Origin of the sequence: Pseudomonas versuta (assembly GCF_001294575.1) — a bacterium.
GTDB lineage: Bacteria > Pseudomonadota > Gammaproteobacteria > Pseudomonadales > Pseudomonadaceae > Aquipseudomonas > Aquipseudomonas versuta.
Window position 1 is genome coordinate 1021079 of sequence record NZ_CP012676.1, and the last position, 20835, is coordinate 1041913.

The window sequence follows — 20835 nt, forward strand, 5'->3', positions numbered from 1 at the left end:
AAGAGGTTTCAAACGCTGCCCATGGATTTGTTTCGAAGTGCTCCCATCGCTCAACCCCTGGCTGCCCGCCTGCGCGCGGCCAATCTGGACGAGTACGTCGGTCAGGAACACCTGCTGGCGCGCGGCAAGCCCCTGCGTGAAGCGCTGGAGCAGGGCGCACTGCATTCGATGATTTTCTGGGGCCCGCCGGGCGTGGGGAAAACCACCCTGGCGCGACTGCTGGCCGAAGTTTCGGATGCGCATTTTGAAACGGTTTCGGCAGTTCTGGCAGGGGTGAAAGAAATCCGCCAGGCGGTTGAAATCGCAAAGCAGCAAGCCGGCCAGTACGGGCGTCGGACCATCCTGTTTGTCGACGAAGTGCATCGCTTCAACAAGTCGCAGCAGGATGCGTTTTTACCCTACGTCGAAGATGGCACCTTGATTTTCATTGGTGCCACCACTGAAAACCCTTCCTTTGAATTGAACAATGCATTGCTGTCGCGGGCGCGGGTGTACGTACTCAAAAGTCTCGATGAAGCGGCCATGCTCAAGCTGGTGCAGCGCGCATTGACGGAAGACAAGGGCCTGGGCAAGCGCGGTCTGACCCTTGCCGATGAAGGTTTCCAGACTTTGCTGCGTGCCGCCGACGGCGATGGCCGGCGCTTGCTCAACCTGCTCGAGAACGCCTCGGATCTGGCTGAAGACAACAGCGAAATCGGTACCGATTTGCTGCACAGCCTCCTGGGCGACAGCCAGCGTCGCTTTGACAAGGGCGGCGAGGCTTTTTACGACCAGATCTCGGCCTTGCATAAATCGGTACGCGGCTCCAATCCGGATGCCTCGTTGTACTGGTTTGCGCGAATGATCGATGGCGGCTGCGATCCGCTGTATATCGCCCGACGCGTTGTACGCATGGCCAGTGAAGATATCGGTAACGCCGATCCGCGGGCCTTGAGCCTGTGTCTGGCAGCCTGGGACGTGCAAGAACGCCTGGGCAGCCCGGAAGGCGAGCTGGCCGTGGCGCAGGCCATCACTTATCTGGCTTGCGCGCCCAAGAGCAACGCGGTGTACATGGCCTTCAAGGCCGCACGGCGCGCTGTTGCCGAAGACGGTTCGCGTGAAGTGCCGCTGCATTTGCGCAATGCGCCGACCAAACTGATGAAACAACTGGGTTATGGCGACGAATATCGTTACGCCCATGATGAGCCTGATGCCTATGCCGCCGGCGAAGACTACTTTCCAGACGAGCTGGAGCCATTGCAGCTCTATCAACCGGTCCCGCGCGGGCTGGAGCTTAAAATAGGCGAAAAACTCAAACACCTGGCAGCGCTTGATCAAGCGAGCCCAAAACAGCGGAGAAAACCTTGATTCCACTGATCGCTGCCGTGTCTGTGGGGGGCATCGCTGGCACTTTGTTGCGTTTCGCTACGGGTAACTGGATCAATGCCAATTGGCCCAGGCACTTCTATACCGCGACATTGGCCGTTAATATCGTGGGCTGCCTTCTGATTGGCGTCCTGTACGGACTTTTTCTGATACGCCCCGAAGTGCCGATTGAAGTCCGAGCCGGACTGATAGTGGGTTTTCTGGGCGGTTTGACCACTTTTTCATCCTTTTCACTGGACACGGTGCGCCTGCTTGAAAGCGGGCAAGTGCCATTGGCACTGGGTTATGCAGCCCTCAGCGTGTTCGGCGGGCTGCTCGCAACCTGGGCTGGCCTGTCCCTGACCAAACTTTGATAAACGAGAAACCGACATGCTCGATTCCAAACTGTTACGTACCAACCTGCAGGACGTAGCGGATCGCCTGGCATCCCGTGGCTACAAGCTGGACGTGGCGCGCATCGACGCGCTGGAAGCCAAGCGTAAAGAAGTCCAGACCCTGACCGAGAAGCTCCAGGCCGAGCGTAATGCCATCTCCAAAAGCATTGGCCAGGCCAAGGCTCGCGGCGAAGATATCGCACCGCTGATGGCCAGTGTTGAAACCATGGGCAGCGATCTGGCCAGTGGCAAGGTTGAGCTGGATGCGATTCAGACCGAGCTGGATTCGATTCTGTTGAGTCTGCCGAACCTGCCGGACGCTTCCGTACCGGTGGGTGCCGATGAAGACGATAACGTCGAAATCCGCCGCTGGGGCACGCCGACGACCTTTGATTTTGAAATCAAGGACCATGTCGCTCTCGGCGAGCAATACGGCTGGCTGGATTTTGAAACCGCCGCCAAATTGTCCGGCGCCCGCTTTGCCTTGTTGCGCGGGCCCATCGCTCGCCTGCACCGCGCACTGGCGCAGTTCATGATCAACCTGCACACCGGCGAACATGGCTACGAAGAGGCATACACGCCTTACCTGGTTCAGGCGCCTGCACTGCAAGGCACCGGCCAGTTGCCGAAGTTCGAAGAAGAGTTGTTCAAGATCAGCCGCGAAGGTGAAGCTGATTTTTATCTGATCCCGACCGCAGAAGTGACGTTGACCAACATCGTTGCCGGCGAAATCGTCGAGCACAAATCCCTGCCGATCAAGTTTGTGGCGCACACGCCGTGCTTCCGCAGCGAGGCTGGAGCATCGGGTCGCGATACCCGCGGCATGATTCGTCAGCACCAGTTCGACAAGGTAGAGATGGTCCAGATCGTTGAGCCTTCCACTTCCATGCAGGCGCTGGAAGGTCTGGTCGCCAACGCTGAAAAAGTGTTGCAGCTGCTTGAACTGCCATACCGCACGCTGGCGTTGTGCACCGGCGACATGGGCTTCAGCGCAGTCAAGACCTACGATCTGGAAGTGTGGATCCCGAGCCAGGACAAGTACCGCGAGATTTCGTCGTGCTCCAACTGTGGCGATTTCCAGGCCCGCCGCATGCAAGCGCGTTTCCGTAGCCCGGAAACCGGCAAGCCTGAACTGGTTCACACCCTTAACGGTTCCGGTCTGGCTGTAGGCCGTACCCTGGTTGCCGTGCTGGAAAACTACCAGCAGGCAGACGGCTCGATCCGTGTGCCGGAAGTACTCAAGCCATACATGGGCGGCATTGAGGTCATCGGTTAAATGGAGTTTCTGCCGCTGTTTCATAACCTGCGTGGCAGCCGTGTATTGGTGGTCGGTGGCGGGGAGATTGCCTTGCGCAAATCCCGGCTGCTGGCCGATGCCGGTGCGCTACTGCGGGTTGTCGCACCCCAGATAGAACCCCAGCTGTGCGAATTGATAAACAGCAGCGGCGGCGAGCAGGTGCTGCGCGGCTATGTTGAGGCAGACCTTGAAGGGTGTGTCCTGATCATTGCTGCCACCGACGATGAACCGCTCAATGCGCAAGTCTCCGCTGATGCCCATCGTCGCTGTGTGCCGGTCAATGTGGTGGATGCGCCTGCCTTGTGCAGCGTGATTTTCCCGGCGATCGTTGATCGTTCTCCGCTAGTGATTGCTGTTTCCAGTGGTGGCGACGCGCCAGTTCTGGCGCGCTTGATTCGCGCCAAGATTGAAACCTGGATTCCTTCTACATACGGTCAACTGGCCGGTCTTGCGGCGCGTTTTCGCGCGCAGGTCAAAGGCCTGTTCCCTGATGTGCAACAGCGTCGCGGGTTCTGGGAAGACGTATTTCAGGGTCCGATTGCTGATCGGCAACTGGCCGGGCAGGGCGCTGAAGCCGAACGTTTGCTGCTGGCCAAGATCAACGGCGAAGCAACGGTCACTACCGGTGAGGTTTACCTGGTGGGTGCCGGGCCGGGTGATCCGGACCTGCTGACCTTTCGTGCCCTGCGGCTGATGCAGCAAGCGGATGTGGTGCTGTACGACCGTTTGGTGGCACCGGCGATTCTTGAGCTGTGTCGTCGCGATGCCGAGCGAATTTATGTAGGCAAGCGGCGCGCCGACCATGCGGTACCGCAAGACCAGATCAACCGGCAACTGGTGGATTTGGCCAGGCAAGGCAAGCGTGTCGTCCGGCTCAAGGGGGGTGATCCGTTTATCTTTGGTCGTGGTGGTGAAGAGATCGAAGAGTTGGCGGCCCATGGCATTGCGTTCCAGGTGGTGCCGGGGATCACGGCAGCCAGCGGTTGTTCGGCCTACGCCGGGATACCGTTGACCCATCGCGACTACGCGCAGTCTGTGCGTTTTGTGACGGGGCATCTGAAGGATGGCACCAGCAATTTGCCCTGGAGTGACCTGGTCGCCCCGGCGCAAACCCTGGTGTTTTATATGGGGCTGGTCGGCTTGCCGATCATCTGCGAACAACTGATCGCCCATGGTCGCTCGCCTGACACCCCGGCTGCGCTGATCCAGCAAGGCACCACGTCCAATCAGCGGGTGTTTACCGGCACCCTGAGTGACTTGCCCAAGCTGGTCGCCGATCACGAAGTTCACGCACCCACGCTGGTGATTGTGGGCGAAGTGGTGTTGCTGCGTAAGAAGCTTGCATGGTTCGAAGGCGCACAATCTCAGGTATAAACGCCAATTTCCTGTAGGAGCGAGCTTGCCTCGCGAGCTGTCCAGCTCAGTCACATACAGCTCGCTCCTACAGGTGGTCTGCGTTTACTCAGCTGCGGTTATCTCCCACCAGGCTCTCTACTGACGGTACCCGGGTATCGCTTTCCATTTGTGCATCATGCTCAATCTGGTGACTGAAGCGATCCAGGGAGCCTTGCGCAGGTTGCGCATCACTGGCAAATACCGGCGGGCTCAGGATATAAGCGCCGAGCAAACGGCTTAACGCCGCCAGGCTGTCGATATGGGTACGCTCATATCCGTGGGTCGCGTCACAGCCAAATGCCAGCAAGGCGCAACGAATGTCATGTCCGGCGGTCACCGCTGAATGGGCATCGCTGAAGTAGTAGCGGAACATATCGCGGCGCACTGGCAGCTCATTCTCTGCGGCCAGCCCCAGCAAGTGCCGTGACAAGTGGTAGTCGTACGGCCCTCCCGAATCCTGCATGGCCACACTCACGGCGTGTTCGCTGGAGTGCTGACCCGGTGCCACCGGGGCAATGTCGATTCCGACGAACTCACTTACATCCCATGGCAAAGCCGCTGCCGCACCGCTGCCGGTTTCTTCGGTAATGGTGAACAGTGGATGACAGTCAATCAGCGGCTGTACGCCGCTGTCCACAATCGCTTTCAAGGCCGCGAGCAGCGCCGCAACTCCCGCCTTGTCGTCCAGATGCCGGGCACTGATATGGCCGCTCTCGGTGAATTCCGGCAAAGGGTCAAACGCTACGTAGTCGCCAATGTTGACGCCCAGGGAGTCACAGTCCGCCCGGGTTGCGCAGTAAGCATCCAGCCGTAACTCAATGTGGTCCCAACTGATCGGTAGTTCATCCACCCCTGTATTAAAGGCATGGCCTGAAGCCATAAGCGGCAGGACACTGCCGCGAATCACGCCATTGTCGGTAAACAGACTGACGCGGCTGCCTTCGGCAAAGCGGCTGGACCAGCAACCTACGGGCGCCAGCACCAACCGGCCGTTGTCCTTGATGGCCCGTACGCTGGCCCCGATGGTGTCCAGGTGCGCGGAGACGGCGCGATCCGGGCTGTTTTTCTGGCCTTTGAGGGTCGCGCGCAAGGTGCCGCGGCGGGTCAGTTCGAAAGGAATGCCCAGTTCGTCCAGGCGTTCGGCTACATAGCGCACGATGGTGTCGGTAAAACCGGTAGGGCTGGGAATGGCGAGCATTTCCAGAAGTACCCGTTGCAGGTAGTCGAGATCGGGTTCAGGGATGGTGTGATTCATAAAGACTCCTGAGGTGAGGCCTGACGCGTTGCAAGCATGCGCCAGGCTCCGGGTGACGTTCAGCGGCGGCGGGTCAGGGGGCCGGCTGACTGTGTGGGAATAACAAATCAATGAAGCGTTCGGCGGTCGGTTGAGGCTCATGATTGGCCAGTCCGGCCCGTTCATTGGCTTCGATAAATACGTACTCGGGTTGATCGGCGGCCAGCACCATCAAGTCCAGGCCGACCACCGGAATATCCAGCGCTCGCGCTGCGCGGATCGCCGCGTCAGCCAGCACCGGGTGCAGGATGTCGGTCACGTCTTCAAGGCAGCCACCGGTATGCAGGTTGGCCGTTCGGCGCACGTTCAATACTTGGGCCGTCGGCAAAATGCTGTCGTATTCGAAGCCGGCCGCTTGTACCGCGCGCAGGGTTTCGCCATCCATGGGAATGCGGCTTTCACCCTGGGTAGCCGCCTGGCGACGGCGGCTTTGCGCTTCAATCAGCTGGTCAACGCGGTGCAGTCCATCACCAATCACTTGTGCGGGTCGGCGGATGGCGGCGGCGACCACTTCAAAGCCAATCACCACAATGCGCAGATCAAGTCCTTCATGGAAGCTTTCGAGCAACACCCGATTATCAAAGGCACGTGCCGTTTCGATGGCCTGCTGCACCTGTTCGATGGTTTGCAGATCCACCGCAACGCCATTGCCCTGTTCGCCATCCACAGGTTTGACCACCACACGGGAGTGCCGCTCCAGAAACGCCAGATTGTCATCGGCGTCGCTCGCCAGCTGCTGGCTCGGCACGTTCAGCCCTGACTGGCTCAAGACTTTGTGGGTCATGCATTTGTCCTGACACAGGCTCATGCTGATAGCGCTGGTCAGATCACTGAGTGATTCGCGGCAACGGATCCGCCGGCCGCCGTGGCTGAGGGTAAAAAACCCGGCTTCAGCGTCATCAATTTGAACATCGATCCCGCGTTTGTAGGCTTCTTCAACCAGGATCCGCGCGTAGGGGTTGAGGCCGGCTTCGGGCCCCGGCCCCAGAAACAGTGGCTGGTTGATGCCGTTTTTGCGTTTGATGGTAAAGGTCGACAGGTTGCGAAAACCCAGCTTGCTGTACAGGCTTTTGGCCTGGGCGTTGTCATGCAGCACGGACAGGTCGAGATAGCTCAGGCCCCGGCTCATAAAGTGCTCGATCAAGTGGCGCACCAGCACTTCACCCACACCGGGGCGTGAACACTGTGGATCGACGGCCAGGCACCACAGGCTGCTGCCATTTTCAGGGTCATGAAACGCCGTGTGGTGGTTCAAACCCATCACGCTGCCGATCACCGAACCCGTGGCTTCATCTTCGGCTATCCAGTACACCGGCCCGCCCTCGTGGCGTGCGGTAAGCAGTTGCGGGTCGACGGGCAGCATATTGCGCGCCTGATACAGCGTGTTGACCGCATTCCAGTCAGCCTCACTTTGCACTCGGCGGATGCGGAACCCGCGGAACACCCGGGTGGCAGGACGGTAGTCGGTAAACCACAGGCGCAGGGTGTCTGAGGGGTCGAGAAACAGCTGCTGCGGCGATTGCGCCAAGACTTGCTGGGGCGCTGCTACATAGAGGGCTATATCGCGCTCGCCGGTTTGCTCGTTCAGTAGCTCATTGGCCAGGCTGGCCGGATCGGGAAATGTATGCCCGATCAGCAGTCGACCCCAGCCGCAATGAATGGCCACGGGGCTTGCGCCCGGTTCACTGCCATCTTCGGCAAAACGGGCCTGCAGGCGTTCATAAGACGGCGCCTGGCCGCGTAACAAGCGCTGGCTGTAAGCCGTAGCGAGGGGTTTCATTGATTAGATTCCTTGTTCGCTCAACCACAGGTTCAAAGCAGCAAGCTGCCACAGCTTGGAACCATTGAGAGGAGTCAGTTGACCTTGCGGGTTGGTCAGTAGCTGATCAAGCATGGCCGGTTGAAACAGCCCGCGATCCTGGCTCGGGTCCAGCAGCAGGTCGCGTACCCAATTAAGGGTATTGCCTTGCAGATGCTTGAGGCCGGGCACCGGAAAGTAACCCTTTTTACGGTCGATCACTTCACTGGGGATCACCAGTCGTGCGGCTTCCTTGAGTACCTGCTTGCCGCCATCGGGCAGTTTGAACCGGGCCGGAATCCGCGCTGACAGTTCGGCCAGCCGGTAATCGAGAAATGGCGTGCGGGCTTCAAGGCCCCAGGCCATGGTCATGTTGTCGACCCGTTTGACCGGGTCGTCCACCAGCATCACGGTGCTGTCCAGGCGCAAGGCCTTGTCTACCCCGGCGTCGGCGCCCGGTTGGGCAAAATGCTCGCGGACATAGTCGCCGGCGGCGTCATTGGCGGTCAGCCACTGCGGTTGCACTGTGGCTTTGTATTCGTCATAGCTGCGATCAAAGAAGGCCTCGCGGTAGGCAGCATAGGGATCGCTGGCGCCGTCGACTTGCGGGTACCAGTGATAACCGGCAAACAGCTCGTCAGCGCCCTGGCCGCTCTGTACCACCTTGCAATGTTTGGCCACTTCACGAGACAGCAAATAAAACGCGATGCAGTCATGGCTGACCATCGGCTCGCTCATGGCACGGAAGGCCGCGGGCAGTTGCTCGATGATTTCATGTTCGCCAATGCGCAGTTGGTGATGCCGGGTGCCGTAATGTCTGGCGATCAGGTCCGAGTACTGGAATTCGTCTCCGCGCTCGCCACCTGCGTCTTCAAAGCCGATGGAAAAAGTCGACAAGTCCTGTACGCCCACATCGCGCAGCAAACCCACCAGCAAGCTGGAGTCGACGCCGCCCGAGAGCAGCACGCCAACATCCACGGCCGCACGCTGGCGAATGGCTACGGCTTCGCGGGTGCTGTCCAGAACGCGGTCGCGCCAGTCTTCCAGGGTCAGGTTGACCTCATCGGCGTGCGGCCCATAGGGCAGGGTCCACCAGGTTTTTTGCTCGGTTTGGCCGTTGGCGCCGATGCGCAGCCAGGTGGCAGGCGGCAGTTTTTCGATGCCGGCTATCAGGGTGCGCGGGGCGGGCACCACGGCATGGAAATTGAGGTAGTGGTTGAGTGCAACCGGGTCGAGCATCGGGCTGATATCGCCGCCCTTGAGCAGTGCCGGCAGGGTCGAGGCAAATCGCAGGCGTTCGCCGGTCCGCGACAGGTACAGCGGCTTTACGCCCAGGCGGTCACGGGCGATGAACAGCGATTGGCTGTCACGCTCCCAGATGGCAAAGGCAAACATGCCATTGAGCTTGGGCAGTAACGCTTCGCCCCAGGCGTGATAGCCCTTGAGCAGTACTTCGGTATCGCCGTCCGAATAAAATGCGTAGCCCAGGTTTTCGAGCTCGGCACGCAGTTCGGGGAAGTTATAAATGGCACCGTTGAACGCCAGTGACAAACCCAGTTGGCTGTCGACCATTGGCTGCGATGAACCGTCTGACAGGTCCATGATTTTCAGCCTGCGGTGGCCGAGGGCTATTGGGCCCTGGCTGTGAAAGCCCCAGGCGTCGGGCCCACGAGGTGCCAGGTGATGGGTGATGCGTTCGATGGCTGCCAGGTCGGCAGGTTGATGATCAAAACGTAACTCTCCAGCTAATCCGCACATGGTGCTGTAACCCTTTTGAATCCGGGCCTGTTGCGCTACGCCAGCTACGAAATCGGTAAATGTGATCCGTTTTGCAGCTGACGGGGGTCTCAAGCTCTTCCCGGTCATCGGGAAAGTTGATCTGCCGGCATCGGTTCAAAGCAGTCTACGAATACCAGGCCCTGGCATTCACCGTGCTGAGAACCCGTAGCGTTCAGGCCCTGTTTCGGATCGGACATAGAGCTCTGACCTGTCTCCCGATCCTTCCGGCGCAAAAGCGCAGTCAGAGCGCGCCGCCGTAAGTAGTCCGGGTTTTTCGAGTCCCTGCCTGGCGCGATCGTTCAATAAACTTTACGAATGGTCGTGGTTTGTCCTTTCCCGGGGCACCCGGTTTAGCCTGATCCGGGGTCCGCATCAGCGGTGAATTGGCGTGCGTCTGCTTCGCTGCGGGCCAAAAAAATCGGGGTGGACGTTCGCCAGTCAGGCGCAGGGATCGTTAGTGAGGCGGGGCAAATAGCGGCGGTTTACGAAAGAACCGGGTACTTTACTGGCGTGACGGGTATGAAATTATGCTTGGCATATAAGATGTCGAGCGGAACATTCGGCGGAGTTAATTCTTTTAGAAAAGGCTTACATCCTCTATGCCTATTGTCTCAATAGGCAGGAGAACGCGGGTTAGTTCGCGAGTTACCCGGTGTCAGGGCCAGTGCCAATTGTGTCCGGTTTCGCGTTTCGGTCAGGCGTAATACTTGTGATACATAGAGCTTTACAGTGTTTTCTGTAATTCCCATTTCACAGGCAATCTGAAAATTTGTCTGGCCCGTACTGACGAGCTGTGCAACTTGAAGTTGGCGCGGAGAAAGTTGATTGAAAATGGGGGGGGCGGCTTCGGCAGTCGAATGTCCCCGGTTCGTAAACATCGATGTAGCGGAGTCTGCTAGATGCACTTGGCCGATATCTTGGGACAAGTCATTGATCGAATCGATCAATGTATAAAGCTTCTGGCTCAGATCTCCCAGATGCTGGGTACTTGTCTGCCGTTCGAGCAGGGCTTTCTCGCGGCGTTTCAGGCCTGCCAGAAGTTCGTTCAGATCTACCGGCTTCTGATAGTAATCACTGAACCCTTCGCGTAACGCCCGGATGACGTCCTGTTTATCGCCAAAGCCGGTCAGCATGATCGCCTCAAAGACGCGGGTCGTGCCGGCAATCAGTTTCAATGCCTGGAACAGTTCGACACCGTCGTATTCGGGCATGAGCAAATCGCACAGCACCAGGTTGATTGAAGGATCATCATGGAAAAGCTGAATGGCCTGACGGCTGGAATGACAGGGAACGCACACATAACCACTGCTTTCGAGGAACTCGCATATTTCATCGACAATGTAAGGGTGGTCATCAACCACAAGTATTTTTTTCTGGGGCGAAGAAAAAGTCACACGCTACTCCATGTTTGGCGAGTTAGAGTTTTGCAGGGGAGCCGATTGTAGTGCAGTTGGTCAGGTTGAGTATGACTCATCGGCAAAATTGAGCACTCGATGCACTGGCTGAAATATTTAAGGGTTTTTACCCGCCCCAAGTGTTAAATGAGGCGCACGCTGAACGGCCAGAACATGCCGCTGTTTAGAATTCTGGGGGTCAGGACTTTTGGCGCTGCGGGCAACTAATCGCACTAACCTTGCAAGAGACTGCAAACGTTTGCGATAGGCTTAACGGGTAATTGTGCGGGCAGTTAGTTAATGCTAAGGCTTCACTTAATAGTTGATAAAGCTGCGGCAGCGGTATTTAAACCGCTGCCCGGTTAAAAGATGACTACTGCCTTCTGATCAACGCCCGCACAGCGAAGCGGGCAGGGTGACAGGCCTCGGCGATGCTGCGAGGCACGGGCAATGGCTCGTCGTTAATCCAGGCGGCGAGCATTTCCCCGGACAGCGGTGCGGTGATCAGGCCTCGAGAGCCATGACCGCTGTTCACATACAGGCCCTCAAGCCAGGGGCAGGGGGTCGATGGAACCTGGCGCGCGTCCTTGCTTAATGCGGCATACGCCTGGGCAAACAGCTGCGGATCGGTCAGCGGGCCCACGATCGGTAAATAGTCGGGGCTGGTGCAACGGAAGGCGGCCCAGCCTTGCAGCGATTCGGGGTCCAGCTGTTCACCCAGGCGTTTCGCCAGGTCGGGGGAGATCTCGTCAAGCAGGTCCAGATTGCCCTGATGGCCTTCGGGGGTGGTGCTCAAGTCTTCATTATGAAAGTCGAAACTGGCCCCCAGGGTGTGTTCGCCGAGCCGGCCGGGTGCCACATAACCTTCGGCGCAAACCACGGTCTTGAGCACGCTGCTGTCTGTGGTTTCGGCCAGTTGGGTGATTTGCCCGCGTATCCGTTTGAGCGGCAGCCCGCTGCTGGCCGGGAAACGCTTGACCTCCGCTGCACCGGCGAGCACCACCACCGGAGCACTGGCCAGCACTTTGTCATCCTGGCATGCCTGCCACTGGTCTTCGACTTTGTGCAGTTGCAGCACGTCATGGTGAGTCAGCACCTGAACATTGCGGTGCAAAGCCTGGAACCGGCAAAGCGCAGGAGGGTGGACCCAGCCTCCTTCGGGGTAGAACAGTCCACCATGGGCCAGCTCGATCCCGGCCAGCGCCTGGGCTTGCGGCTGATCAAGCAAATGCACCAGTGCCGGAGGAAAGGCCTCTGCCAGCTGTGCCTGACGCTCGGCTTCCTTGGCGCTAAAGCCCAGTTGCAGCACGCCACAGTCGTCCCAGTCACGCCCGCGCTGCAGGTTTTCCAGCAAGCGACGGGTGTAGCCGAAGCCACTGACAATCATTTGTGACAGCGTAGTGCCGTGGGCGGAAAGCTTGAGGTAGAGCACGCCCTGGGGATTACCCGAGGCCTCTTTGGCCAGCCGCTCGTGGCGCTCGAGCAAGCATACCTGCCAGCCACGGCGGGCCAGGCTGTTGGCAGTGGCGCAACCCGACAGGCCGCCGCCAATTACCAGCGCTTTGCGCTCAGCGCTGACTTGAGGCGGGCGGGCGTACCAGGGTTTGATCTCGCAGGTCGTCGAAGGGCTTTCAGGCAAGCCCGGGAAGGTCCCGCGCAGGATTTCCCACTTGTGGCCGATTCCCGGGGTTCGACGCATCTTGAATCCGGCTTCGTTCAACGCACGCCGTACCCACCCGGTACTGGTGAAGGTACTGATCGTCGAATCGGGCGCTGCCAGACGCGCCAATTGCGCGAACAGCTCGGGAGTCCACATGTGCGGATTTTTTGCCGGAGCAAAACCGTCGAGAAACCATGCGTCAATGCGCGCATCCAGTTGCGGCAGTTGTTCCAGCACATCGCCAATCAGCAGGGTGAGAGTTACTCGCCCATTGGCCAGCGTCAGGGTTTGAAACCCGGGATGAATCGCATAATACGCAGCCAGCAATTGTTCGCTGAATGTGGCGAGTTCGGGCCACAGGGCGAGCGCGCGCTGCAAGTCGTCGCGCGTCAGCGGGTATTTTTCGACGCTGATGAAGTGCAGGCGTGCATCAGGGTGTGCGACCTGATCAAACAACTGCCAGGCGCATAAAAAATTCAATCCTGTGCCGAAGCCGGTTTCACCGATAACCAGTTGGCTGTTGGCGGGCAAGGCACTGAAGCGCTCCTGCAGGGCATTTTGTTCAATAAAGACATATCGGGTTTCTTCGAGACCGGACTTGTCCGAAAAATACACGTCATCAAACACCCGCGAATGGGGGCGACCTTGGTCATCCCAGTCAATCTGGGCATTGGGCATTTCAGTAGTCATGTGCGGCTCGGCAACGGCAAGGCGGCCATTCTAGCTGATCAGCAACAGCGGGATTGATTCATGGCAAGGTTATACGGTTTGTTCCGGCGCATTGATGAGCTATCCGCTAGTCTTGTGCCAACTGTCCTGGGAGCTTTCTATGTTCGAATCCGCTGAAATCGGCCACTTTATCGATAAAGAAACCTACGATCAGGAAGTTCCTGCCTTACGCGAAGCCTTGCTGGAGGCCCAGTACGATCTGCAACAGCAAAAGCGTTGCGCAGTTATCGTATTGATCAATGGCATTGAAGGCGCAGGGAAGGGCGAGACAGTCAAACTACTTAACGAGTGGATGGATCCGCGACGGATCGAGGTGCGTACCTTTGACCGTCAGACCGACGAAGAACTGGCGCATCCGCCTGCGTGGCGCTACTGGCGTCAATTGCCGGCCAAGGGGCGCATGGGTGTGTTCTTCGGCAATTGGTACAGCCAGATGCTCCAGGGGCGGGTTCACGGCGTGTTCAAGAATGCAGTCCTCGATCAGGCAATCAATGGCGCTGAGCGGCTGGAGAAAATGCTGTCGGATGAGGGGGCCCTGATTTTCAAATTCTGGTTTCACTTGTCCAAAAAACAGATGAAAGCACGACTTAACGCACTCAAGGATGACCCCCTGCACAGTTGGCGCATCAGCCCGCTGGACTGGCAGCAGTCGCAAACCTACGACAAGTTTGTGCGCTATGGAGAACGGGTCATTCGCCGTACCAGCCGTGACTACGCCCCGTGGAACATTGTGGAGGGTGTCGATCCCCACTACCGCAGCCTGACCGTTGGCAAGATTTTGTTGGAGGGCATGCAAGCCGTACTGAACTCTCCCAAACCCAGGGCGCGGGCAAGTAATTTCCCCCCGCTGCCTGATATCGTCGACGGCTTGAGTTTGCTTGACTGCCTGGACCTGAACAAACAACTTGAAAAAGACGATTATCAGGAACAACTGATTACCGAGCAGGCACGCTTGTCGGGGCTTATGCGCGACAAACGCATGCGCCGCCATGCGTTGATCACGGTGTTTGAAGGTAACGATGCGGCGGGTAAGGGCGGCTCTATCCGGCGGGTGGCAGCGGCACTGGACCCTCGCCAGTACAATATCGTGCCGATAGCAGCCCCCTCAGAAGACGAGCGAGCGCAGCCCTACCTCTGGCGTTTTTGGCGACAAATTCCGGCGCGGGGCAAGTTCACGATTTTTGACCGGTCATGGTATGGGCGGGTGCTGGTGGAGCGGGTTGAAGGTTTTTGTACCCAGGCTGACTGGATGCGTGCTTACGGCGAAATCAACGATTTCGAAGAGCAACTGCGCGACGCTGGCGTGATCGTGGTCAAGTTCTGGTTGGCGATCGATAAGCAGACCCAGTTGGAGCGCTTTCAGGCCCGTGAAGAGATCCCGTTCAAGCGTTTCAAGATTACCGAAGAGGATTGGCGCAACCGCGAAAAGTGGGAACTGTATCGCAGTGCGGTGTGTGACATGGTCGACCGTACCAGCACCGAGATAGCGCCCTGGACTCTGGTTGAAGCCAACGATAAGCGCTGGGCGCGGGTCAAGGTGTTGCGCACCATCAATGAGGCGCTTGAAGCCGCCTTTGAGAAGCAGGACAAACGCAACAAGAAGTCCAAAAAGTAGAAGCGGGCTTGCTCGCAATGAGTTTGCAGGCGCTGCGTATAGCCGCAAAGCTATACAGCAGCGTCAACTCGCTTCGCGAGCGAAGGTAAAGGCCTGCCGGCTCAGTGTTTACCGTTACCCAGCATGTTTTCAGGACGCACCCACTGATCGAATTCGGCATCAGTGAGGTAGCCCAGGTCCAGAGCGGCTTCGCGCAGGGTCAGATTTTCTGCATAGGCCTTTTTCGCAATTTCGGCCGACTTGTCATAACCGATATGCGGGTTCAGGGCCGTTACCAGCATCAGGCCGCGCTCCAGATGTTCAGCCATTTTCTGCGCATCGACCTCAAGCCCGGATACGCAATGTTCCTGGAAGTTGCGGCAGCCATCCGCCAGCAACTGGATCGATTGCAGCAGGTTGTGAATGATTACCGGCTTGTACACGTTCAATTGCAGGTGGCCCTGGCTGGCGGCAAAGCCGACAGTCACGTCATTGCCCATGACCTGGCATGCCAGCATCGACAGGGCTTCGCATTGGGTCGGATTGACCTTGCCCGGCATGATCGAGCTGCCAGGTTCATTGGCGGGCAGTTTGATTTCAGCTATGCCTGCCCGTGGGCCTGAGCCCAGCAAGCGGAAGTCGTTGGCCAGTTTCATCAAGGTCACGGCCAGGGTTTTAAGCGCGCCGGACAGGTTGGTCAGAGGCTCATGCCCGGACAAGGCGGCAAATTTATTGGGCGCAGTGACAAACGGCAATCCCGACAACGCTGCCAGTTCAGCGGCAATGGCTTCGCCAAAACCGTGAGGTGCGTTGAGACCGGTCCCCACCGCCGTACCGCCCTGTGCCAGTTCATATACGGCAGGTAATGCGGCGAGGATGGCGCTCTGCGCGTAATCGAGTTGCGCGATGTAGGCCGACACCTCCTGGCCGAACGTGATCGGGGTCGCATCCATCATGTGGGTGCGGCCGGTTTTCACCAGCTTCATGTGCCGCGCCGACAACTCGGCGAGGCCGCCGGACAACTCGTTGATGGCTGGCAGCAGATGCTCGTGGACCGCTTTGGCAACGGCAATATGCATGGCAGTCGGGAAGCAGTCGTTTGAACTTTGTGAACGATTGACGTGGTCGTTAGGGTGGACCGGTGACTTGCCGCCCCGACCTTTACCTGCCAGTTCGTTGGCACGCCCGGCGATCACTTCGTTGGCGTTCATGTTGCTTTGTGTGCCGCTGCCGGTTTGCCACACCGCCAGAGGAAACTGATCATCGTGTTCACCGTCAAGTACCTCATTGGCGGCCTGTTCGATCAGGCGGGCGATGTCGGCCGGCAAGTCTCCATTACGATCATTGACCCGTGCCGCCGCCTTTTTGATCAACACCAGAGCGTGAAGTACGGCCAGCGGCATTTTTTCGTTGCCGATGGCAAAGTTGATCAGCGAGCGCTGGGTCTGAGCACCCCAGTAGGCCTCATCCGGTACGTTCACTTCACCCAGGCTGTCGGTTTCGGTACGGCTCATCGGGGGCTTTCTCCATAGGGGTTGATCAGTGAGCTTAGGCGTTCAATTGCAATAGAGGTTCAAACTTTGGTTTAAGAGGCTTTCATCTGATAGTTCAGGGTCTCTATCGGACTCGGGGTTGAGTGCCGGACTTTTTTAGGCGCAGAATGGGCGCCCTTGGGGTTCGTCCTCGCTTGCTAGAAAAGGAAACTCGATGACCCGTCTTCGCGCCATCTGTACTGCGGTAGCTCTGGTTTGCGCCAGCGGCCAGGTTTTCGCCGATACCGCCAGTCACGCTGCCACTGCTGAAACATTCCTCAAGCTGGCACATGCCGACAAGCTGGGTACCCCGGTGTACATGCAAGTGCAGCAAATGTTCGCTCAGCGTTTTGAGCAGACCAAGGCTCCGGCTTCCAAGAAAGCACTGCTGGAAACCTACCAGGCCAAGGCCAACACCGCTCTGGACCAGGCTATCGGCTGGGACAAACTGAAGCCTGACATGGTCAAGCTATACACCACCAACTTCAGCGAATCCGAACTCAAGGACCTGGTTGCTTTCTATCAATCGCCCCTGGGCAAGAAAGTGCTGGAAAAAATGCCGCAGCTGACTCAGCAATCGGCACAAATGACTCAGGCCAAGCTGGAAAGTGCGGTGCCTGTGGTCAACAAACTGCTGGAAGACATGACTGCCCAGCTGGAGCCAAAAGCGGCCCCGGCCAAGAAGAAGTAAGCGGAGCCTGAATGAGCATGCAACATCGTATCGAAGCGGCGCTGGGCGCATTGCACCCCGAGCACCTGAACGTGCTGGATGAAAGCCACATGCACAGCCGTGGGTTGCAGACCCACTTCAAGGCGGTGGTGGTCAGCGAGCAGTTCAACGGGCTCAACAGCGTCAAGCGTCACCAAAAGGTCTACGCCACCCTGGGTGACTTGATGGGCGAGTTCCATGCGCTGGCTTTGCACACTTACACGCCTGAGGAATGGGCGAAGATCGGTACAGCCCCGGCCTCGCCGACCTGTGCCGGCGGTGGGCACTAAGTGGCTTGTTAAGCCTGCTTTTTGCTAGAATCCGCAACGCGCCGCTCAGTCGGCGCGTTTTTTTTTGCATCCGGTTCACCCTTTACGAGGGTAGCCACCTGGAGAAATATGCGATGACTTCGCCAATTGTGGTAGCTGCACTGTATAAATTCGTCACCCTGCAAGATTACGTCGAGCTGCGTGAGCCTTTGCTCAAGGCCATGGTCGACAATGGGGTCAAGGGCACTTTGCTGATTGCTGAAGAAGGTATCAACGGTACTGTTTCAGGCACTCGTGAAGGCATTGACGGGCTGATGGCCTGGCTCAGGTCTGACCCGCGCATGGTCGATATTGACCACAAGGAATCCTACTGCGATGACCAGCCGTTCTATCGGACCAAGGTCAAGCTCAAGAAAGAAATCGTCACCCTCGGCGTAGAAGGCGTAGACCCGAACAAAAAAGTCGGGACCTATGTCGACCCCGAGAACTGGAATGCGCTGATCAGCGATCCTGAGGTGTTGCTGATCGACACCCGCAATGATTACGAAGTTTCTATTGGTACGTTTGAAGGTGCCATCGATCCGAAAACCACCAGTTTTCGCGAATTTCCTGACTACATCAAAGCCAACTTCGACCCGGCCAAGCACAAGAAAGTCGCGATGTTCTGCACCGGTGGCATTCGTTGTGAAAAAGCGTCGAGCTACATGCTCAGCCAGGGGTTCGACGAGGTCTATCACCTCAAGGGCGGGATATTGAAGTATCTCGAAGAGGTGCCGCTGGAAGAAACCAAGTGGCAAGGCGACTGCTTCGTGTTTGATAACCGGGTTACCGTGCGTCACGACCTGAGTGAAGGTGAATACGATCAGTGCCATGCCTGCCGCACGCCGATCAGCATTGCTGACCGCGAATCGGAGCACTATCAGCCGGGCATCAGTTGCCCGCATTGCTGGGACAAACTGAGCGAAAAAACCCGTCGCAGCGCCATTGACCGGCAAAAGCAGATTGACCTGGCCAAGGCCCGCAACCAACCGCATCCGATTGGTCATAACTACCGTAAACCGGCCGAGGCCTGATATGTCCGCACGCCTGCTCTATGTAATGGATCCTATGTGTTCGTGGTGCTGGGGTTTTGCCCCCATCGTCGAGGCCCTGGTCGAGCAGGCGCAGGCTGCGGGGGTAGAGTTGCATCTGGTGGTCGGAGGCTTGCGCACCGGCGGTGCGGCTTCATTGGAGCCCGCGACCCGGCGCTACATCCTTGAACACTGGCAGGCTGTGACCGCTGCCACCGGGCAACCGTTCACGCTTGAGGGGGCCTTGCCCGATGGCTTTGTCTATGACTGCGAGCCAGCATGCCGGGCGGTAGTCGCGGCCCGCAGCCTGGCACCCGATTGCGCCTGGAAACTAGTGAAGCTGATTCAGCAGGCTTTCTATGTACAGGGGCGTGATGTGACTCAGGCCAGTGTGCTGGCCGAGCTGGCCGAGACGGCCGGGTTGCCGCGGATCGAGTTTGCTGCAGCGTTCGACAGCGCCGAACAGCACGCCGCGACCGCTGCCGACTTTACCTGGGTGCAGGATCTGGGGATTGCCGGATTTCCTACCTTGCTCGCCGAGCGTGACGGTCAGCTGGCGCTGCTGACCAATGGCTATCAGGCTCTGGGGCCGGTGTCCGACTTGCTCGGCCGCTGGCTTGAACGCGCCAAGCGTGCTTGATCCCGACCAGGCAACATCGCCGCCTGTCACTACAGATCGCCTGAGCTGGAGCGAAATCCGTCGTCTGGCCCTGCGCCATAAAAAAGCCTTGTGGCTCGCCAATGGCGTGGCGGTATTAACCACGCTGTGCAGCGTGCCGATTCCGTTGCTGTTGCCGTTACTGGTTGATGAAGTGCTGCTGGGCAATGGGGATGCTGCGCTCAAAGTCATGAATCACGGGCTGCCGGCCGCCTGGCAAAGTGCTGCGGGCTATATCGGTTTGATGCTGTTTGTGACGCTGATGCTGCGCTGTGGTGCGCTGTTGTTTAACGTCTTGCAGGCCCGCCTGTTCTCCCGACTGTCCAAAGACATCGTATATCGCATCCGGTTGCGGCTGATCGAACGCCTCAAGCGCATCTCGCTGGCGGAGTATGAAAGTCTGGGCAGTGGTACGGTAACCACGCATTTGGTCACCGACCTGGACACACTCGACAAATTTGTCGGCGAAACATTAAGCCGGTTTTTGATTGCGATGCTGACTTTGGTTGGCACCTCGGCGATTTTGTTGTGGATGCACTGGCAGTTGGCATTATTGATTCTGCTGTTCAACCCGTTGGTAATCTTCGCCACCGTGCAGTTGGGCAAGCGCGTCAAACACCTCAAAAAGCTGGAGAACGACAGCACTGCGCGTTTTACCCAGGCGCTCACGGAAACCCTGGACGCCATTCAGGAAGTGCGCGCGGGCAATCGTCAGGGCTTTTTCCTCGGTCGTTTGGGCAATCGGGCCCGGGAAGTGCGTGATTTCGCCACGTCATCCCAATGGAAAAGCGATGCCTCGAACCGGGCCAGTGGCCTGTTGTTCCAGTTCGGTATCGATATTTTCCGTGCCGCGGCAATGTTGACGGTGCTGTTCTCCGATCTGTCCATCGGCCAGATGCTCGCCGTGTTCAGCTACCTGTGGTTCATGATCGGGCCGGTCGAGCAACTGCTTAACCTGCAGTACGCCTTTTATGCCGCGGGTGGTGCGATTACCCGGATCAACCAGTTACTGGCGCGTCGTGATGAGCCGCAGTACCGCGGTGGCGTCGATCCATTCAAGGGGCGTCAGACCGTTGATATCGAAGTGCGTGACCTCAGCTTCAGCTATGGCGATGAGAAGATTCTGGATCGTTTGAATCTGACCATTGCAGCGGGTGAAAAGGTCGCCATTGTGGGCACCAGCGGGGGCGGTAAAAGTACCTTGGTGCAGCTATTGCTGGGGCTCTATACCCCGCAGTCAGGCAGCATCCATTTTGCCGGGGCCAGCCAGTCGGAGATTGGCCTGGAAACCATTCGCGAACATGTGGCCGTGGTGCTTCAGCATCCGGCGCTGTTTAACGATACGGTGCGGGCCAACCTGACCATGGGCCGTGAGCGAACGGACGACGCATGTTGGCGTGCTCTGGAAATTGCCCAGCTGGACGGTACCATTCGTTTGTTGCCCCAAGGACTGGACAGTATTGTCGGGCGTTCCGGTGTGCGCTTGTCGGGTGGACAGCGCCAGCGTCTGGCGATCGCGCGAATGGTGCTGGCCGAACCCCGGGTGGTGATCCTCGATGAGGCTACCAGCGCCCTGGATACCGCTACGGAATACAACCTGCATCACGCTTTGGGAAAATTTTTGAACGGGCGTACCACTTTAATTATTGCCCATCGTTTATCTGCGGTAAAACAAGCAGATCGTGTGCTGGTGTTTGATGGCGGGCGTATTGCGCAAGATGGCGATCACCAACAGTTAATTGCGCAAGGAGGTATTTACGCCAGGCTGTATGGGCATTTACAGCAAAACTGACGGCGAGAATTCCGGGCTTTTAAATGTGGGTTGCACCCGTGATCCTGATGGGCGGCAGAAACTAGCCTAGGCTCAACTTGATTGAGGCATTTTCTCTGGTTTTCTTTAGCCGTCTTGAAACAAAGG

16 protein-coding genes are annotated in these 20835 nt (G+C 58.1%); 10 read left to right on the plus strand and 6 right to left on the minus strand.

The window, feature by feature from the left end:
• Nucleotides 1-21 precede the first annotated feature (21 nt).
• From AOC04_RS04715 to cysG, 4 genes are read left to right on the plus strand one after another with little or no spacing between them, the layout of a single operon-like run.
• Entirely contained in the window at nucleotides 22-1347 is a 1326-nt protein-coding gene (locus AOC04_RS04715; RefSeq protein WP_060691376.1) for a replication-associated recombination protein A, read from the plus strand.
• Nucleotides 1344-1718: a fluoride efflux transporter CrcB gene (gene crcB, locus AOC04_RS04720; RefSeq protein ID WP_060691377.1), complete on the plus strand. Its 375-nt coding sequence runs from the start codon at nucleotides 1344-1346 to the stop codon at nucleotides 1716-1718. Before AOC04_RS04715 ends, crcB begins: the two co-directional genes overlap by 4 nt.
• A gap of 16 nt (nucleotides 1719-1734) precedes the next feature.
• Nucleotides 1735-3015 (plus strand): serine--tRNA ligase, encoded by a 1281-nt coding sequence (gene serS, locus AOC04_RS04725; RefSeq protein ID WP_060691378.1) that lies wholly within the window; start codon nucleotides 1735-1737, stop codon nucleotides 3013-3015.
• Complete coding sequence (gene cysG / locus AOC04_RS04730; RefSeq protein WP_060691379.1) at nucleotides 3016-4410, plus strand: siroheme synthase CysG; 1395 nt, start codon at nucleotides 3016-3018, stop codon at nucleotides 4408-4410.
• Nucleotides 4411-4498: 88 nt separating this feature from the next.
• On the opposite strand, the gene AOC04_RS04735 is transcribed toward cysG, so the two are convergent.
• The 5 genes from AOC04_RS04735 to mnmC all read right to left on the minus strand — a co-directional run bounded on the left by AOC04_RS04735 (nucleotide 4499) and on the right by mnmC (nucleotide 13046).
• Nucleotides 4499-5686: an osmoprotectant NAGGN system M42 family peptidase gene (locus AOC04_RS04735; RefSeq protein ID WP_060691380.1), complete on the minus strand. Its 1188-nt coding sequence runs from the start codon at nucleotides 5684-5686 to the stop codon at nucleotides 4499-4501.
• A gap of 73 nt (nucleotides 5687-5759) precedes the next feature.
• Nucleotides 5760-7505, minus strand: coding sequence for an N-acetylglutaminylglutamine synthetase (gene ngg / locus AOC04_RS04740; protein ID WP_060691381.1), 1746 nt, complete (start codon nucleotides 7503-7505; stop codon nucleotides 5760-5762).
• Between the two features lie 3 nt (nucleotides 7506-7508).
• On the minus strand, nucleotides 7509-9281 hold the full coding sequence (locus tag AOC04_RS04745) for an N-acetylglutaminylglutamine amidotransferase (RefSeq protein ID WP_060691382.1): 1773 nt from the start codon (nucleotides 9279-9281) through the stop codon (nucleotides 7509-7511).
• A gap of 632 nt (nucleotides 9282-9913) precedes the next feature.
• Nucleotides 9914-10696, minus strand: coding sequence for a response regulator transcription factor (locus AOC04_RS04750; RefSeq protein WP_060691383.1), 783 nt, complete (start codon nucleotides 10694-10696; stop codon nucleotides 9914-9916).
• A 373-nt stretch (nucleotides 10697-11069) separates the two neighbouring features.
• Nucleotides 11070-13046 carry a bifunctional tRNA (5-methylaminomethyl-2-thiouridine)(34)-methyltransferase MnmC2/FAD-dependent 5-carboxymethylaminomethyl-2-thiouridine(34) oxidoreductase MnmC1 gene (mnmC, locus tag AOC04_RS04755; RefSeq protein ID WP_060691384.1) on the minus strand — a complete coding sequence of 659 codons (1977 nt, stop codon included), beginning with the start codon at nucleotides 13044-13046 and terminating at the stop codon, nucleotides 11070-11072.
• Between the two features lie 139 nt (nucleotides 13047-13185).
• Here mnmC and pap point away from each other — a divergent pair, with 139 nt between their 5' ends.
• The gene (gene pap / locus AOC04_RS04760; protein ID WP_060691385.1) at nucleotides 13186-14700 is read left to right on the plus strand and encodes a polyphosphate:AMP phosphotransferase; all 1515 of its coding nucleotides are present in this window, start codon (nucleotides 13186-13188) and stop codon (nucleotides 14698-14700) included.
• Between the two features lie 101 nt (nucleotides 14701-14801).
• Here the strand turns inward: pap and AOC04_RS04765 are convergent, their stop codons facing one another.
• Complete coding sequence (locus AOC04_RS04765; RefSeq protein WP_060691386.1) at nucleotides 14802-16193, minus strand: class II fumarate hydratase; 1392 nt, start codon at nucleotides 16191-16193, stop codon at nucleotides 14802-14804.
• A gap of 193 nt (nucleotides 16194-16386) precedes the next feature.
• On the opposite strand from AOC04_RS04765, the gene AOC04_RS04770 reads away from it, so the two are divergent.
• The 5 genes from AOC04_RS04770 (at nucleotide 16387) to AOC04_RS04790 (ending at nucleotide 20709) form a co-directional block, all read left to right on the plus strand.
• Nucleotides 16387-16902 carry a DUF2059 domain-containing protein gene (locus AOC04_RS04770; protein ID WP_060691387.1) on the plus strand — a complete coding sequence of 172 codons (516 nt, stop codon included), beginning with the start codon at nucleotides 16387-16389 and terminating at the stop codon, nucleotides 16900-16902.
• An 11-nt stretch (nucleotides 16903-16913) separates the two neighbouring features.
• Nucleotides 16914-17210 carry a BolA family protein gene (locus tag AOC04_RS04775; RefSeq protein ID WP_060691388.1) on the plus strand — a complete coding sequence of 99 codons (297 nt, stop codon included), beginning with the start codon at nucleotides 16914-16916 and terminating at the stop codon, nucleotides 17208-17210.
• A gap of 113 nt (nucleotides 17211-17323) precedes the next feature.
• Nucleotides 17324-18262, plus strand: coding sequence for an oxygen-dependent tRNA uridine(34) hydroxylase TrhO (trhO, locus tag AOC04_RS04780; RefSeq protein ID WP_060691389.1), 939 nt, complete (start codon nucleotides 17324-17326; stop codon nucleotides 18260-18262).
• Between the two features lies 1 nt (nucleotide 18263).
• Entirely contained in the window at nucleotides 18264-18899 is a 636-nt protein-coding gene (locus AOC04_RS04785) for a DsbA family protein (RefSeq protein WP_060691390.1), read from the plus strand.
• Nucleotides 18829-20709 (plus strand): ABC transporter ATP-binding protein, encoded by a 1881-nt coding sequence (locus AOC04_RS04790; protein WP_418054940.1) that lies wholly within the window; start codon nucleotides 18829-18831, stop codon nucleotides 20707-20709. The genes AOC04_RS04785 and AOC04_RS04790 overlap by 71 nt, the downstream gene beginning before the upstream one ends.
• Nucleotides 20710-20835: the final 126 nt, after the last annotated feature.